Origin of the sequence: Paraburkholderia dipogonis (assembly GCF_046027395.1) — a bacterium.
Taxonomy (GTDB): Bacteria; Pseudomonadota; Gammaproteobacteria; order Burkholderiales; family Burkholderiaceae; genus Paraburkholderia; species Paraburkholderia dipogonis_A.
In genome coordinates, this window is the sequence record NZ_JAQQEG010000009.1 from 168,812 (window position 1) to 182,614 (window position 13,803).

Sequence of the window (13,803 nt, forward strand, 5' to 3'; positions counted from 1 at the left end):
CGTTAGGCTCGCGTGCCGCGAATGTTTCGGTCATACGCGTGAGCGGCAAGATCACAAAACGAGGCGCATGAAATGGGCGCGCGTTCATCATGGCCGGCACATCGCAGCCCGCGTTGCCGATGCGCGAGTCGGCGCGAATCCAGGGCGCGTGAGCCCCGAGTTGGTGAGCGCTGCACCATCGGAAGCGCGGAGTGGCGTCGTTTCATGACCGGCGCGGCCGCTGTGACTGAATTGGCGAAGTGCCTCCTGGCTTGGCGTTGAACCGAATTTCCACGGCGGAAAAAGCAACTGGCATAGCTCCTGCTAATTTGAGTCCAAACTTGTATTCAAGATTGAACTCAAGGAAAAACAGGTGTCTATTTCCTCACCCATGACGGTCAACGGTCTGCTCGCGGCATACGCTGCGGGAAGCCTCACGCCGACCGAAGCCGTATCGTTGGCGCTGGCGCAAATCGACGCCATCGACCGGCCGGAAGTCTGGATTCTGCGCGTGCCGACTGCCGACCTGCAGGCCCGCGCGAAAGCGCTCGAAGCGTTGTACGACGCGCAGGGCAGCGCGGTGTTCGAACACATGCCGCTGTTCGGCGTGCCGTTCGCGGTCAAGGACAACATCGACGTCGCCGGCTTGCCGACCACGGCCGCTTGCGACTCCTTCAGCTATACGCCGGACGCATCGGCCTTCGCCGTGCAGCGGCTTATCGACGCCGGCGCCATCCTGATCGGCAAGACCAATCTCGATCAGTTCGCCACCGGCCTCGTCGGCACGCGCTCGCCGTATGGCGCCGTGCGGCACACCGAGTCGCCACTGCGCGTGTCGGGTGGTTCGAGTTCGGGCTCGGCGGTCGCCGTGGCGGCGGGGTGCGTGGCGTTTTCGCTCGGCACCGACACCGCGGGTTCGGGACGTGTGCCGGCGGGATTCAACGGTCTGGTCGGTCTGAAACCTTCGCTGGGACTGGTCAGCAAACGTGGCGTGGTGCCCGCGTGCCGAAGCCTCGACACGATCTCCGTGTTCGCGCACGACGTCGGCGATGCCTGGCGCGTGCTCAGCGAAATCGCCTGCTTCGATTCGCTCGACGGCTACTCGCGCAAGGTGCCGAGCCTTGGCCTGCTGCGTTCGGCTCCGCGCATCGGCGTGCCGGAGCGATTGGAGTTTTACGGCGACGCCATCGCGAGCCGGGCGTTTTCAAGCGCACTCGACACGCTCACGACGCATCTCCATCTGCCAACGCAAGCGATCGACTTCGAACCGCTCAAGGCCGTTTCCGCCTTGCTATACGACGGCCCCTGGGTCGCGGAACGGCGCGCCGCGCTCGGCGGTTTCTTTGAAACCCATCACGGAGCGATCGATGCGGTCGTGGCCAAAGTGATCGGCAAGGCTGAGCAGTTCAGCGCCGCCGATGCGTTCAACGGCCAGTACGCGCTGGCCGATCTCAAGCGGCACGCCGAAGCGCTCTTCGACGCGATCGATGTCCTGATCGTGCCCACCACGCCGACGCATCCACTGATCGCGGACGTGCAGGCCAATCCCGTCGAACTGAACAGCCAGCTCGGCTACTACACCAACTTCGTCAACCTGCTCGATCTGTGCGCGCTGGCCGTGCCGTGTCAGCGGCGCAGCGACGGCTTGCCGGCCGGCGTCACACTGATCGCGCCGAGCGGCGCGGACCGCCGTCTTGCCGAACTGGGCGCGCGGATTCAGGCGTTGTTCGCGAACGGCATCGAGGCTTCGACGACAACGAACACGCTCATCCAGCCGTTGCCGTTCCAGGAGCCCGCCATCACCCTCGCGGTGGTCGGCGCGCATCTGCGCGGCCAGCCGTTGAACTGGCAGCTCCAGCAAGCCGGCGCGCGTTTCGTGAAGGCGACGCACACCGCGCCCGGCTACAAGCTCTACGCGCTCGCCAACACGCAACCACCGAAACCCGGCCTCGTGCGCTCGACGCAGCAGCGAGGCCAGCCGATCGCCATCGAATTGTGGGAAGTGCCGCTGCGCACCTTCGGCCAATTCGTCGCCGACGTGCCCGCGCCGCTCGGCATCGGCACGTTGCAACTCGCCGACGGCCACAGCGTGAAAGGGTTTATCTGCGAGCCGTCGGCGGTAAGCGACGACAGCGGCGCGCTCGACATCACGTCGTTCGGCGGCTGGCTCGCGTATCTGGCGAGCCTTAAGCCAAAGCCGCAAGCCAACCCTCAGGCCAACGCTCTTTAACCCTCGATCAGGAATTGGACACCATGACCAGCCGCCGCCATTTCATCAAGAGCGCCAGCCTGTTGGCGCTCGGCAATATTCTGCCCATCCAGTCGGTGTTCGCCGCGCCGAAGACCACCGTCGGCGTGATCTACGTCGGCGCGCGCGGCGACTACGGCTACAACCAGGCGCAGGCGCAAGCCGCCGCGGTGATCAGGAAGATGCCGGACGTGAAGGTGGTGGAAGAAGAGAACGTGCCCGAGACCATCGCCGTGCAGAAAACGATGGAAGCGATGATCGAACAGGACGGCGCCACGCTCATCTTCGCGACCTCGTTCGGCTACTTCGACCCGCACGTGCTGAAGATGGCGGCGAAGTATCCGAAGGTGCGATTCGCCCATTGCGGCGGTTTGTGGAAGCAGGGCAACCCGTCGAACATCACCAGCTACTTCGGCTATATCGACGAGTGCCAGTACCTGAACGGCGTGGTCGCCGGCCATATGACGAAGAGCAAGAAGCTCGGCTTCGTCGCGGCCAAACCGATCCCGCAAGTGCTGCGCAACATCAATTCGTTCACGCTCGGCGCGCAGTCGGTCGATCCGTCGATCACCACACAGGTGATTTTCACCGGCGACTGGTCGATGCCGGTCAAGGAAGCCGAGGCCACCAACAGCCTCGTCGATCAAGGCTGCGACGTGCTGACCTGTCACGTCGACGGTCCGAAGGTCGTGGTCGAGACCGCGGAAAAACGTGGCGCGATGAGTTGCGGCTATCACGCGAGCCAGGCCGCGCTCGCGCCCAAGGGTTATCTGACCGGCGCGGAATGGGATTGGGCGACGCCGTACAAGCAACTGGTGACGGGCGCGCAAGCCGGCACGCCGCAACCCAACGTACTGCGCGGCGGCCTGAAAGAGGGCTTCGTGAAGATGTCGCCGTACGGCGCGAAAGTCACGGCCGCCGCGAAGCAGAACGCCGACTCGATCAGAAGCAGCATGGTGGCCGGCAACTTCGTGATCTTCAAAGGCCCGATGAAGGACAACAAGGGCGGCACGGCGATCGCCTCGGGCGCGAGCCACAGCCAGACCGACTACACGCTGGAAAGCATGAATTATCTGGTCGCGGGCGTCGTCGGCCAGATCTGATTCTGACGACGGCGAAGTTTGCGTGACGATGTTTACGTCAATCAAGGAGCCGTGATGCGCCCCAATGCCTCTGCCGCGAGAGTGATGCTCTCGTTCTTGCCCGCGTTGCCGACCGTGCTGGCGGTGCTCGGCACCTTGCTGCTGTTCTCGCTGTTCCTGCTGGTGCAGGGCCAACCGGCGCCCGACGCGATCGCGCTGATTTTCCAGGGCGCGTTCGGCTCGTCATTCGCGTGGCAGAGCACGTTGCTGCGCGCCGCGCCGCTGATGCTGACCGCATTGTGCGTCGCCTTGCCGGCGCAGGTCGGGCTGATCGTGATCGGCGGCGAGGGCGCGCTCGCACTCGGCGGCATGTGCGCCGCCATCGTCCCGCAGATGCTGCCGCATAACACGCCCTGGCTCATCGCCACGCCGTTGATGGCGCTTGCCGGCATGCTCGCGGGCGGCGTCTGGATCGGCGCGGTCGGCGCATTGCGGCAATGGCGCGGCATCAACGAGACCATCAGCAGTCTGTTGATGTCGTATATCGCGATCGCCGTGTTCAAGCATCTCGTGGAAGGGCCGCTGCGCGATCCCGCGAGCCTGAACAAACCGTCGACGCTGCCCGTGCCCGACGCGATGATGATCGGCTCGATCCCCGGACTCGACACGCATTGGGGCCTGTTCTGGGGCATCGTCGCGTGCATCGCGGCGTGGGTGTTCGTGAAGTTCAGCACCAAAGGGTTTGCGATGCGCGTAGTGGGCGGCAGCAATCGCGCCGCGCGTCTGGTCGGCTTGCCCGTCAATACGCTCGCGCTGACCGCGTGCGTGCTCGGCGGCGCCGCGGCCGGACTCGGCGGCATGTTCGAAGTCGCGGCGGTGCAGGGCAGCGCGAACGCGTCGCTGCTCGCGGGCTACGGTTACGCGGGCATTCTCGTCGCCTTTGCGGCGCGCCAGAATCCGCTCGCGATCATCGCGTGCGCGCTGATGATCGGCGGCATCGAAGCGAGCGGCAGTCTGCTGCAACGGCGCCTCGATTTGCCCGACGCCACCACCCTCGTCCTGCAAGGCCTGCTGTTCGCCAACCTGCTCGCGTGGGAAGCGCTCGGCGGCCGCATCGCCGCGTGGCGCGTGAAGTTGCAGGCCGCCGCGCAGACCGATCTTCCCGTGCAACTGGAGCAGACCCATGCCTGATATGCATTCGCCCATCGTCATTCTGTTGTTGTCGCTGTTCGCCGGTGCGATCCGCGTCAGCACGCCTTATCTGTTCGTCAGTCTGGGCGAGTGTCTGACCGAGAAGGGCGGCCGCGTGAATCTCGGCCTGGAAGGCATTCTCGTCTCCGGCGCGATGAGCGGTTATGCGGGCGCGTTTCTGAGCGGCTCGCCATGGATCGGCGTGCTCGCCGCGGGCTCGATCGGCTTGCTGCTCGGCTGCTTGCACGGCCTCGTGTGCTCATTGCCGCGCGTGTCGGACATTGCCTTCGGTATCGCGTTGATGTTGCTCGGCACCGGCCTCGCGTTCTATCTCGGCAAACCTTTTATCGAACCGCAAGCGCCGATGCTGCCGTTTATCGATCTCGGCGCGTGGAGTTCGTCGCCACAACTGCATAACGCGCTGCATCTGAACCTGCTGTTCGTGATCGGCGTGGCGCTCGCCTTCGTTCTGCAATGGGGCTTGCGCAATACGCGCTGGGGCATGGTGCTGCGGCTCGTCGGCGATCACGCGGAAACGGCACGCGCGATGGGCTATCCACTAACACGCGTGCGCATTGCGGCGACCGCGGTGGGCGGCGTGTTCGCGGGCGTCGGTGGCGCGTATCTGTCGCTGGTGTATCCGGGGAGCTGGAACGAAGGGCTTTCCAGTGGGCAGGGGCTCATGGCCGTCGCGCTGGTGATCTTCGCGCGTTGGCAGCCATTGCGCTGTCTGTGGGCCGCGTTGCTGTTCGGCGCCGCGGGCGCGCTCGGCCCCGCGTTGCAGGCGATCGGCGTGACGAGCGGCTACTACCTGTACAACGCCGCGCCGTATGTGCTGACGCTCGTGATCATGATCATCAATTGCCGTCCGGATCGCACGCTGGCGGGCGCGCCCGGCGAGCTGAGCCTGACACGCTGAGATGGTCGCGCACATTCGACCGCGTCGATCTCATGAACCCAACCCAGGATAACCCGACCATGACCCGATTCATCGAAGCGAGACCTTACCCCTGGCCCTACGACGGCAATCTGCGCCCGGACAACACCGCGCTCGTGATCATCGACATGCAGACGGATTTCTGCGGCCACGGCGGCTACGTCGACAAGATGGGCTACGACCTCTCGCTCACGCGTGCGCCGATCGAGCCGATCAAACGTGTGCTGAAGGCGATGCGCGAGCAGGGTTTCACGATCATCCACACGCGTGAAGGCCACCGGCCCGATCTCTCCGATCTGCCCGCCAACAAGCGCTGGCGCAGCCGCCGTGCGGGCACCGACGGCGTGGGTATCGGCGACGACGGCCCGTGCGGCAAGATCCTCGTGCGCGGCGAACCGGGCTGGGACATCATCGACGAACTGAAGCCGCTGGCGGGCGAGATCGTCATCGACAAGCCGGGCAAAGGCTCTTTCTGCGCGACGGATCTCGAACTGATCCTGCGCACGCGCGGCATCGACAATCTGGTGCTGACCGGCATCACGACCGACGTCTGCGTGCATACGACCATGCGCGAAGCCAACGACCGCGGTTTCGAATGCACGGTGCTCGCCGACTGCTGCGGCGCGACCGACAAAAGCAATCACGACGCCGCCTTGCACATGATCACGATGCAAGGCGGCGTGTTCGGCACGGTGTCGGACTCCGGCGCTCTGCTGCTAACGCTAGGTGGATGATCATGTCGACCGTACGGCAAGCCCTCGGTGTCGAAGTGCTGAATGCGAGCAAATCGTTCGGCGCGTTCCGCGCGTTGGACGGCGTCTCGATCAAGGTGAAGGCCGGCACGATCCACGCGCTGCTCGGCGAAAACGGCGCGGGCAAGAGCACGCTCGTGAAGGGACTCGTCGGCTACGGCGTGCTCGACGACGGACAGATTGCCGCCGATGGCCGCGAGGTGCACATCCACTCGCCGCGCGACGCGCAAGCGCTCGGCATCGGCATGGTGTATCAGCATTTCACGCTGGCCTCGGGATTATCCGTCGAAGAAAACCTGCTGCTCGCGCGCGGGCAGATGCCGTGGAAAATCGACTGGAAAGCGGAACGAGCCGCGCTCGCCGCATTCATGCAGCGCATGCCGTTTCGCTTGCCGCTCGACGCGCCGGTCGCAGCCCTCGCCGCCGGTGAAAAGCAGAAGCTCGAAATCCTCAAGCAGCTCTATCTGCAACAGCGCTTTCTGATACTGGACGAACCGACTTCCGTACTGACACCGCAGGAAGCCGACGAAGTACTCGGCCTGATGCGCGACCTGACCACGCGCGGCGAGCTGACCGTGCTGATGATCACGCACAAGTTCCGCGAAGTGATGGCCTACGCGGACGACGTCACCGTGTTGCGCAAAGGTCGTCAGGTGGGCACCAGTGCAGTGGCGAATACGAGCCGCGATGAACTCGCCGCATGGATGATGGGCACCGTGGCAACGACCGACGCGCCTGTCATGGCCGCTGTGACGGAAGAACGTGTTCAGCGCAAGCCGCTCGACGAAACGGCTCAAGTGCGTCTCGCGTTGCGCGATGTATCCGTGGAAGACGATCGCGGCCACACAGCTGTGAAGCACGCGACGCTGTCCGTGCGAGCCGGCGAAATTCTCGGCCTTGCGGGCGTCTCCGGCAACGGTCAGAAGGAACTGGTGGAAGCGCTGGTCGGCCAGCGTCGTGTGAAGACCGGCGACATGCAGGTCGCCGGCAAGCCGTACCAGGCGACGCGCGAGCAGATGACGCAACGGCGGATCTTCGCGATTCCCGAAGAGCCGCTGAAAAACGCCTGCGTCGGCGGCATGAGCGTGGCGCAGAATCTCGCGCTGCGCGACTTCGACCGCGAGCCGTTGCGGCGCGGCGGTTGGTGGCTCGATCGTCGCGCCATGCGCGAGCGTGCCACGCAGTTGATCGGCGAATTCAATGTGCGCCCGCCCGTACCCGAACGAGCGATCGGCACGCTCTCGGGCGGCAATGTGCAGCGCGCCGTGCTGGCGCGCGAACTCGGGCAGCCGGTGGATGTGCTGATCGTCGCCAATCCCGTGTTCGGGCTCGACTTCGCGTCGGTGGCCGATATCCATGCGCGTCTGATGGCCGCGCGCGATGCGGGCGCGGCCGTGCTGCTGGTCAGCGAAGACCTCGACGAACTGCTCGAACTCGCGGACCGCATCATGGTGATCGCCGAGGGCGAGCTGGTGTTCGAAACCCCGGCGGCACGCGCGGATCGCACCGTGCTCGGCCAGCATATGGCGGGCCACGGCGACACGCCCACGCGGCACGTCGTACCCGCAGAGAAACTTAGGGAAGCCATCGGATGACATCGACCCACACGTTGACCATCGACGCCCAACCTGGCCCGTTCAGCTTCGACGCCGCGAAAACCGCACTGGTCGTGATCGACATGCAGCGCGATTTCATCGAACCGGGCGGCTTCGGCGAATCGCTCGGCAACGATGTCTCGCTGCTCGCTGAAATCGTGCCGACCGTGGCCGCGTTGCTCGCGTTCGCACGCAAGCATGAATGGTTCGTCGTGCATACGCGTGAATCACATGCGGCGGATCTGTCCGACTGTCCGCCGGCCAAACGTCTGCGCGGCGCGCCGAATGCGCGCATCGGCGATGCCGGGCCGATGGGGCGCATCCTGATTCGCGGCGAGCCCGGCAATGCGATCGTCGAACCGCTCGCGCCACTGGCCGGCGAACTGGTGATCGACAAACCCGGCAAGGGCGCGTTCTACGCGACCCGGCTCGGCGAGGAACTCGCGATGCGCGGCATCACGCATCTGGTGTTTGCCGGCGTAACCACCGAAGTGTGCGTGCAAACCTCGATGCGCGAAGCCAACGACCGTGGCTACGACAGCCTGCTGGTCGAAGACGCCACCGCGAGCTATTTCCCCGCGTTCAAACAGGCGACGCTCGACATGGTGCGTTCGCAAGGCGGCATTGTCGGCTGGACCGCGCCCCTTGTTTCACTCATGACAATCGACGAGACAATCCCAGCATGGAAGTAAATCAGCCCGAAATCGTGGCACAGGTGCACGCGGCGTTCATCGAATACGAGCGCGCGCTGGTCGACAACGACGTCGCGGCGATGAACGCGCTGTTCTGGCACACGCCGGAAACGGTGCGCTACGGCATCGCCGAAATCCAGCATGGCGGCGAGGCGATTCGCGCCTGGCGCGAGTGCTGCGAGCCGGTGCCGAAGTCGCGCAAGCTGCATCGAACTGTAGTAACCACTTTCGGCACCGACTTCGCCACCGTCAGCACCGAATTCACCAGCGAAGCCACGCCCTTGCTCGGGCGGCAGATGCAAACGTGGGCAAGGGTCGGTCCCGACGATAGCTGGAAAATCGTCGCCGCGCACGTGAGTCTTATCGCCAGGCCGTGAAACGCTGATAATAAGAAAAAAGGGACCTTGGCATCATGAACGACGACCCGACGAATCTGCTGGAGACGCCCGCGGCCTCAGGCATGCAGGAGACGCCTGCGGCGCCGGCCGCGGCCAACCCGCTCGCCGAGCAGGTCTATCAGCAGCTCAAGAGCGACATCTTCAGCTTTCGCCTGTTTCCGGGCGACCGCTTTTCGGAGAATGGCATTGCGCAGCACTACGGCGTCTCACGCACGCCGATGCGCGACGGCCTGTTCCGTCTGCAACGCGAAGGCTATCTGGAGGTCGGTTTCCGGCGCGGATGGAAAGTGTCGCCGATCAACTTCGATCAGCTTGACCAACTCTACGATTTACGCATCGTGCTGGAAGTCGCGGCGGTGGAGCGGGTGGGCGCGGGCGGCGATGTCGCGCATGCGGCCGTCGAGGAATTGAAGGCGATCTGGTGCGTCGTGCCTGAATTGCGCGAGAGCGATCCGGTGAAAATGTTCGGCATGGACGAAAACTTTCACCGGCAACTGGTCGCCGCCACCGGCAATGCGGAAATGCTGCGCGTGCATAACGAAGTGACCGAGCGCATCCGCATTGTGCGGCGGCTCGATTTTCTGAAGCCGCACCGCACCAGCGCCACTTACGACGAGCATTCCACCATGCTCAACCTGATCGAACGCAATCGCCTGACCGAAGCGATCATTCTGCTGCGCGCGCATATCACGCAGAGCAAGCTGGAGGTGCGCAAGATCACGCTCTCCATGCTCGCCGCAGCGCGCGATAGCAAGCTGCCGTTCGTGTCCTGAGTGGCCCGAGTGTCCTGAGCGTCCTGAGCGCGCGGATGGGCGCCAGACTCACTCGTAAGAAAACGCGCCGCCGAACTTGTCGATGCGCTCAAGCGCCATGCCCGAGCCGCGCACCACGCAGGTCAGCGGCGCTTCGGCGACGAACACCGGCAAGCCGGTTTCCTCGGCGAGCAACCGGTCGAGATCGCGCAGCAGCGCGCCGCCGCCCGCCAGCATGATGCCGCGCTCGGCGATGTCCGCGCCCAGTTCCGGCGGCGTCTGTTCCAGCGCGATCTTCACAGCCGAGACGATCTGGTTGAGCGGATCGGTCAACGCTTCGAGAATCTCGTTGCTGGACACCGTGAAGCTGCGCGGAATGCCTTCCGACATGTTGCGGCCCTTGACTTCCATCTCCTTGACCTCGGAGCCCGGAAACGCAGAGCCGATTTCCTTCTTGATCGCTTCGGCCGTTTGCTCGCCGATCAGCATGCCGTAGTTGCGGCGAATGTAATTGACGATCGCGTCGTCGAACTTGTCGCCGCCCACGCGCACCGAGCCTTTATAGACGATACCGCCGAGCGAGATCACGCCCACTTCCGTGGTGCCGCCGCCGATATCGACCACCATCGACCCAGTCGGATCCGAGACCGGCAGGCCCGCACCCGTGGCCGCGGCCATCGGCTCCTCGATCAGATAGACCTGCGAGGCGCCCGCACTGTGCGCGGCCTCCTTGATCGCGCGCCGCTCCACCTGGGTGGACCCGCACGGCACGCAGATGATGATGCGCGGCGACGGCGCGAACATACGCGACTCGTGCGCCATCTGAATGAAGCGCTTGATCATCTGCTGGGTGATGTTGAAGTCGGCGATCACGCCGTCCTTCATCGGGCGGATCGCCTCGATATTGCCCGGCACCTTGCCGAGCATCTGTTTTGCTTCCTTGCCGACGGCCAGAATGATCTTCTTGCCGTTCGGACCGCCTTCCTGACGAATCGAAACCACCGAGGGTTCGTCCAGCACGATGCCCTTGCCGCGCATGTAAATCAGGGTGTTCGACGTGCCGAGGTCGATTGCCAGGTCATTGGAAAAATAGCCGCGCAGAAAACCGAACATGCAAATTCCTGTCTCTCGGAAGTCGGGCGCAAAGCGCCGCTTGGAGTGCCGCCCGAAGGCGGCAGGCGACCAGTTGACGGTCGGGAGAGACGCAAGAATAACAGTTTCGGGTCCGCGGGCTATTTCAGCGGTGATGGTTGCTGTGCCTGGCGGGTCGCTTACTGCGCGTTGGCGAGTGCCGGATCGATATAGGCGCTCACGTTCTGCGACTGTTTGTACACGGCATTGCGCACGTTGAACTTGTCGGCGTTCACGCTCGAACCGTACACGGAGTCCAGTCCGTCGCCTTTGGTGAAGGCCTTTTTCGCCGCCGCCGAGTCGAGCAGATGCGTGCCTTTCAGCAAGGGCAGGTACTGCGCCGGCGTGAGGCCGACCCGCGCGGACATGATCTTGACCGCGTCCGGTTGCGTCTTCGGATCGTTGATATAAGCCACGCAGCGATACCAGACTTTGATCACCTTGGCCCATTCGGCTTTGCGCGATTGCAGGCTGACGGGATTGACGGTGATCGCGTCGTAGATCAAGCCGGGGGCGTCGGCGGAGGTGAAGATCGGCCGCGAGCCCGGTACGCGCTTGAGCGCTTCGCCGGCGTTCGGTTGCCAGGCGCCGACCGCGGCGACATCGCCGGAGGAGGCGAGCACCTGCGGCAATTCGTTGGTCTTCGCATTGACGAGCGTGAGGTCCGATTCCTTCAGCGCGTGTTTTTCGAGCGCCGTGTCGAGCAGCAGGTGATCGACGAGGCCCATTTCGACGCCGACCTTCTTGCCCTTCAATCCTTCCACTGTACGCACCGGCGGTTTGGCGACGATCATGTCGTTGCCGCTCGAATAGTCGGTCAGCAGGATCATTACGTTCTTCGCGCCGCTTGCGCCGGTCACGAGCGCGTCGCCGTTGGTCGCGCCGACCGCGTCGAGCTTGCCGGCGGAGAACGCATCAAGCGACGCCGAGTAATCGAACCACTGAAAATTGACGTCCACGCCGGCTTCCTTGAACCAGCCTTTTTCGATGGCGATCTGGAAAGCGACGAAGCCGGGCCAGTCGCTATAGCCGATGGCGAGCGGAGCAGCCGCAGCCTGCGCCGGGCTGGCGGCAAGACCCGCGGTAAAACCGATAGTAAGGGCGGCGGCCGCCGCTGCAAGCGCGCCGCGCACGCGCAGGGACGAGGCGAAGCGGGCAGGCGAGGTGAGCGAACCATGGGACGTACGGGCGGATTCGAAGCGTTTCATCGTTTTCTCCAGGAGACCGGTCAATTGCGATTGTTGAGTTGGATCGCGCGGCGACTGCGCGATGAAACAACATGACCGGTTCCCGCGAGAGAACGACAACACGCGGAAACTGCGGGAGACAAACACCGGCCACGGAGAGGCACGATAGACATTGCTATCGCCAATCTCCCGGGCTTTTGTCCCGCCGTGTAGTGCGGCCGGCGGTTCGTGCCTGCAATCAGATTGCAAGCGAACCGGCCGGCGCACCGGGCTGCTCTCGGACCAGACATTCTCGCGAACCGGAACCCTAGCATCCCTAAGATGCGATGCTGCCGCACCTCTCGGTCAATCATCTAGCGAGAAATATGCCAGCGGGGATTCTCGGCACATGCCATGCGAGCGCTTCAATACGAGCGCCGCGCACGCGCTGTCAATCCAGCGCCGCAAACCGTTGATGCACATAAGCGAGAAACTGCTCCAGCCGTTCCTCGATCGAAGCCGCGAGGCTCACCTGTTTGATGCGGCGATCCTCGGCGGAACTCGTCTCCAGCAGCCAGCCGCTGTCGATCAACTCCTGCACGTAACGCACGGCGGTGCGGCGGCTCACGCCCGGCATGAACTCATACAGCGCGGTCTTGGCGAAGTAGTCGTCCTGATCCACCCACATGCGGCAAAACAGATCGCTGTAGTTCAGGTCGTTCAAGCCGAGATCGCCGAAATGCGCCGACCACTGCCAGTCCATGTCGAGAATGGCGCGCGCGACGGCTTGCCCCTTGGTACGCGCAATTTTCTTCTTCATCGATTCACCACGAGGAGGAGGGCTGCACAGTTTAAGTGCTAATTGAGCCGGAAATCGGGCGCGCGAAAATAATGCACGACCACACACAGATAGTTTATTGACTCGCGCTTTTCCTGTGTACTATTGCATGCAATTTTGCATGTAAATGGAGAGGCGATGAAATTCGAATTGTTCAAGACGTTCTGGGGATTCGACGGAGGCCCTCGCGATGCCGCGCCGCTCGTGCGGGCGGCCGGCTTCGACGGCATTGAAGCGCCGGTGCCGGCCGGCGGCGAAGCGCGCGACGCGTTTGCGCAGGCCATCGCGGACGAAGGCCTCGGCTTTATCGCGGAGATCACGACGGCCGGCAGCTATGTGCCGGAGCGTTCGGCGACGCCGGCCGATCATCTGCGGGACTTCGAAGAGAAGATCGTCTGGGGCAAACCGCTCGAACCGCGCTTCTTCAACGTGATGGCCGGTTGCGACGCGTGGCCGGCCGCGGCCCAGGTGGACTTTTTCTCGCGCGCGGTGGAGATCGCCGCGAAGCACGAGGTTATTTGCAGCTTCGAAACACATCGCGGGCGCTCGTTTTTCAATCCGTGGATTACCCGCGACGTCGCGCGCGCCGTGCCCGCGCTCAAGCTGACCTGCGACTTCAGCCATTGGGTATCGGTGTGCGAGCGGCTGCTCGACAGCGAATGGGACACGATCCTCGAACTGGCGCCGCATGCGCATCATCTGCATGGCCGTGTCGGCTATCCGCAAGGTCCGCAGGTGCCGCATCCGGCGGCGCCCGAGTACGCGGACTGCCTCGCCTCGCATCAGCGGATCTGGGAAGCGCTGTGGACCGCGCAGATCGAGCAGGGCTACACCGTTACGACAATGACGCCGGAGTTCGGCCCCGACGGCTATCTGCACACGCTGCCGTTTACCAACGCGCCGGTGGCCGATCTGTGGGAGATCAATACCTGGATGGGGCGCGAGGAACGCCGCCATCTGGCTGCATTTCTCGCCGCCCGCAAGGTTCACGTAGGGCGGCAAGAGCAAACGCAATCGCAAACTAACCCGCAGCTTGCCTAGG

At 64.0% G+C, this 13,803-nt stretch carries 13 protein-coding genes and 1 riboswitch; of the genes, 10 read left to right on the top strand and 3 right to left on the bottom strand.

Translation table 11 applies throughout. The annotated features are described in order from the left end of the window. The first annotated feature begins 370 nt into the window (after positions 1 to 370). From atzF to PQR32_RS11775, 9 genes are read left to right on the top strand one after another with little or no spacing between them, the layout of a single operon-like run. Entirely contained in the window at positions 371 to 2,209 is a 1,839-nt protein-coding gene (gene atzF / locus PQR32_RS11735; RefSeq protein ID WP_408226233.1) for an allophanate hydrolase, read from the top strand. Between the two features lie 23 nt (positions 2,210 to 2,232). Next, the gene (locus PQR32_RS11740; RefSeq protein ID WP_408226109.1) at positions 2,233 to 3,330 is read left to right on the top strand and encodes a BMP family ABC transporter substrate-binding protein; all 1,098 of its coding nucleotides are present in this window, start codon (positions 2,233 to 2,235) and stop codon (positions 3,328 to 3,330) included. 54 nt (positions 3,331 to 3,384) lie between these two features. Then, positions 3,385 to 4,500: an ABC transporter permease gene (locus tag PQR32_RS11745; protein ID WP_408226112.1), complete on the top strand. Its 1,116-nt coding sequence runs from the start codon at positions 3,385 to 3,387 to the stop codon at positions 4,498 to 4,500. Beyond that, positions 4,493 to 5,419, top strand: a complete 927-nt coding sequence (locus PQR32_RS11750; RefSeq protein WP_408226115.1) for an ABC transporter permease — start codon at positions 4,493 to 4,495, stop codon at positions 5,417 to 5,419. The genes PQR32_RS11745 and PQR32_RS11750 overlap by 8 nt, the downstream gene beginning before the upstream one ends. Before the next feature lie 59 nt (positions 5,420 to 5,478). Further along, a complete protein-coding gene (gene biuH, locus PQR32_RS11755; protein WP_408226118.1) occupies positions 5,479 to 6,171 on the top strand; it encodes a biuret amidohydrolase in 693 nt (230 codons plus the stop codon). 2 nt (positions 6,172 to 6,173) lie between these two features. Further along, positions 6,174 to 7,784, top strand: a complete 1,611-nt coding sequence (locus PQR32_RS11760) for an ABC transporter ATP-binding protein (RefSeq protein ID WP_408226121.1) — start codon at positions 6,174 to 6,176, stop codon at positions 7,782 to 7,784. Beyond that, a complete protein-coding gene (locus PQR32_RS11765; RefSeq protein WP_408226124.1) occupies positions 7,781 to 8,476 on the top strand; it encodes a cysteine hydrolase family protein in 696 nt (231 codons plus the stop codon). Before PQR32_RS11760 ends, PQR32_RS11765 begins: the two co-directional genes overlap by 4 nt. Then, on the top strand, positions 8,467 to 8,853 hold the full coding sequence (hpxZ, locus tag PQR32_RS11770) for an oxalurate catabolism protein HpxZ (RefSeq protein ID WP_408226127.1): 387 nt from the start codon (positions 8,467 to 8,469) through the stop codon (positions 8,851 to 8,853). The genes PQR32_RS11765 and hpxZ overlap by 10 nt, the downstream gene beginning before the upstream one ends. Positions 8,854 to 8,888: 35 nt before the next feature. Continuing rightward, a complete protein-coding gene (locus PQR32_RS11775; protein ID WP_408226130.1) occupies positions 8,889 to 9,647 on the top strand; it encodes a GntR family transcriptional regulator in 759 nt (252 codons plus the stop codon). A 48-nt stretch (positions 9,648 to 9,695) separates the two neighbouring features. Here the strand turns inward: PQR32_RS11775 and PQR32_RS11780 are convergent, their stop codons facing one another. The 3 genes from PQR32_RS11780 to PQR32_RS11790 all read right to left on the bottom strand — a co-directional run bounded on the left by PQR32_RS11780 (position 9,696) and on the right by PQR32_RS11790 (position 12,743). Further along, positions 9,696 to 10,739, bottom strand: a complete 1,044-nt coding sequence (locus tag PQR32_RS11780; RefSeq protein WP_168790462.1) for a rod shape-determining protein — start codon at positions 10,737 to 10,739, stop codon at positions 9,696 to 9,698. A gap of 158 nt (positions 10,740 to 10,897) precedes the next feature. After that, a complete protein-coding gene (locus PQR32_RS11785) occupies positions 10,898 to 11,965 on the bottom strand; it encodes an ABC transporter substrate-binding protein (protein ID WP_408226133.1) in 1,068 nt (355 codons plus the stop codon). Between the two features lie 163 nt (positions 11,966 to 12,128). Next, a riboswitch (guanidine-I (ykkC/yxkD leader) is annotated at positions 12,129 to 12,266 on the bottom strand. A 108-nt stretch (positions 12,267 to 12,374) separates the two neighbouring features. Next, positions 12,375 to 12,743: a helix-turn-helix domain-containing protein gene (locus PQR32_RS11790; protein ID WP_168790464.1), complete on the bottom strand. Its 369-nt coding sequence runs from the start codon at positions 12,741 to 12,743 to the stop codon at positions 12,375 to 12,377. A gap of 156 nt (positions 12,744 to 12,899) precedes the next feature. Between PQR32_RS11790 and PQR32_RS11795 the strand changes: the two genes are divergently transcribed. Continuing rightward, positions 12,900 to 13,802 (top strand): sugar phosphate isomerase/epimerase family protein, encoded by a 903-nt coding sequence (locus tag PQR32_RS11795; protein ID WP_408226136.1) that lies wholly within the window; start codon positions 12,900 to 12,902, stop codon positions 13,800 to 13,802. The last annotated feature ends 1 nt before the right edge of the window (position 13,803 follow it).

Coding starts and splice junctions, on each gene's coding strand:
- PQR32_RS11740 (WP_408226109.1), top strand. CDS start 2,233: ATGACCAGCCGCCGCCATTTCATCAAGAGCGCCAGCCTGTTGGCGCTC.
- hpxZ (WP_408226127.1), top strand. CDS start 8,467: ATGGAAGTAAATCAGCCCGAAATCGTGGCACAGGTGCACGCGGCGTTC.
- atzF (WP_408226233.1), top strand. CDS start 371: ATGACGGTCAACGGTCTGCTCGCGGCATACGCTGCGGGAAGCCTCACG.
- biuH (WP_408226118.1), top strand. CDS start 5,479: ATGACCCGATTCATCGAAGCGAGACCTTACCCCTGGCCCTACGACGGC.
- PQR32_RS11750 (WP_408226115.1), top strand. CDS start 4,493: ATGCCTGATATGCATTCGCCCATCGTCATTCTGTTGTTGTCGCTGTTC.
- PQR32_RS11760 (WP_408226121.1), top strand. CDS start 6,174: ATGTCGACCGTACGGCAAGCCCTCGGTGTCGAAGTGCTGAATGCGAGC.
- PQR32_RS11780 (WP_168790462.1), bottom strand. CDS start 10,739: ATGTTCGGTTTTCTGCGCGGCTATTTTTCCAATGACCTGGCAATCGAC.
- PQR32_RS11785 (WP_408226133.1), bottom strand. CDS start 11,965: ATGAAACGCTTCGAATCCGCCCGTACGTCCCATGGTTCGCTCACCTCG.
- PQR32_RS11765 (WP_408226124.1), top strand. CDS start 7,781: ATGACATCGACCCACACGTTGACCATCGACGCCCAACCTGGCCCGTTC.
- PQR32_RS11795 (WP_408226136.1), top strand. CDS start 12,900: ATGAAATTCGAATTGTTCAAGACGTTCTGGGGATTCGACGGAGGCCCT.
- PQR32_RS11745 (WP_408226112.1), top strand. CDS start 3,385: ATGCGCCCCAATGCCTCTGCCGCGAGAGTGATGCTCTCGTTCTTGCCC.
- PQR32_RS11775 (WP_408226130.1), top strand. CDS start 8,889: ATGAACGACGACCCGACGAATCTGCTGGAGACGCCCGCGGCCTCAGGC.
- PQR32_RS11790 (WP_168790464.1), bottom strand. CDS start 12,743: ATGAAGAAGAAAATTGCGCGTACCAAGGGGCAAGCCGTCGCGCGCGCC.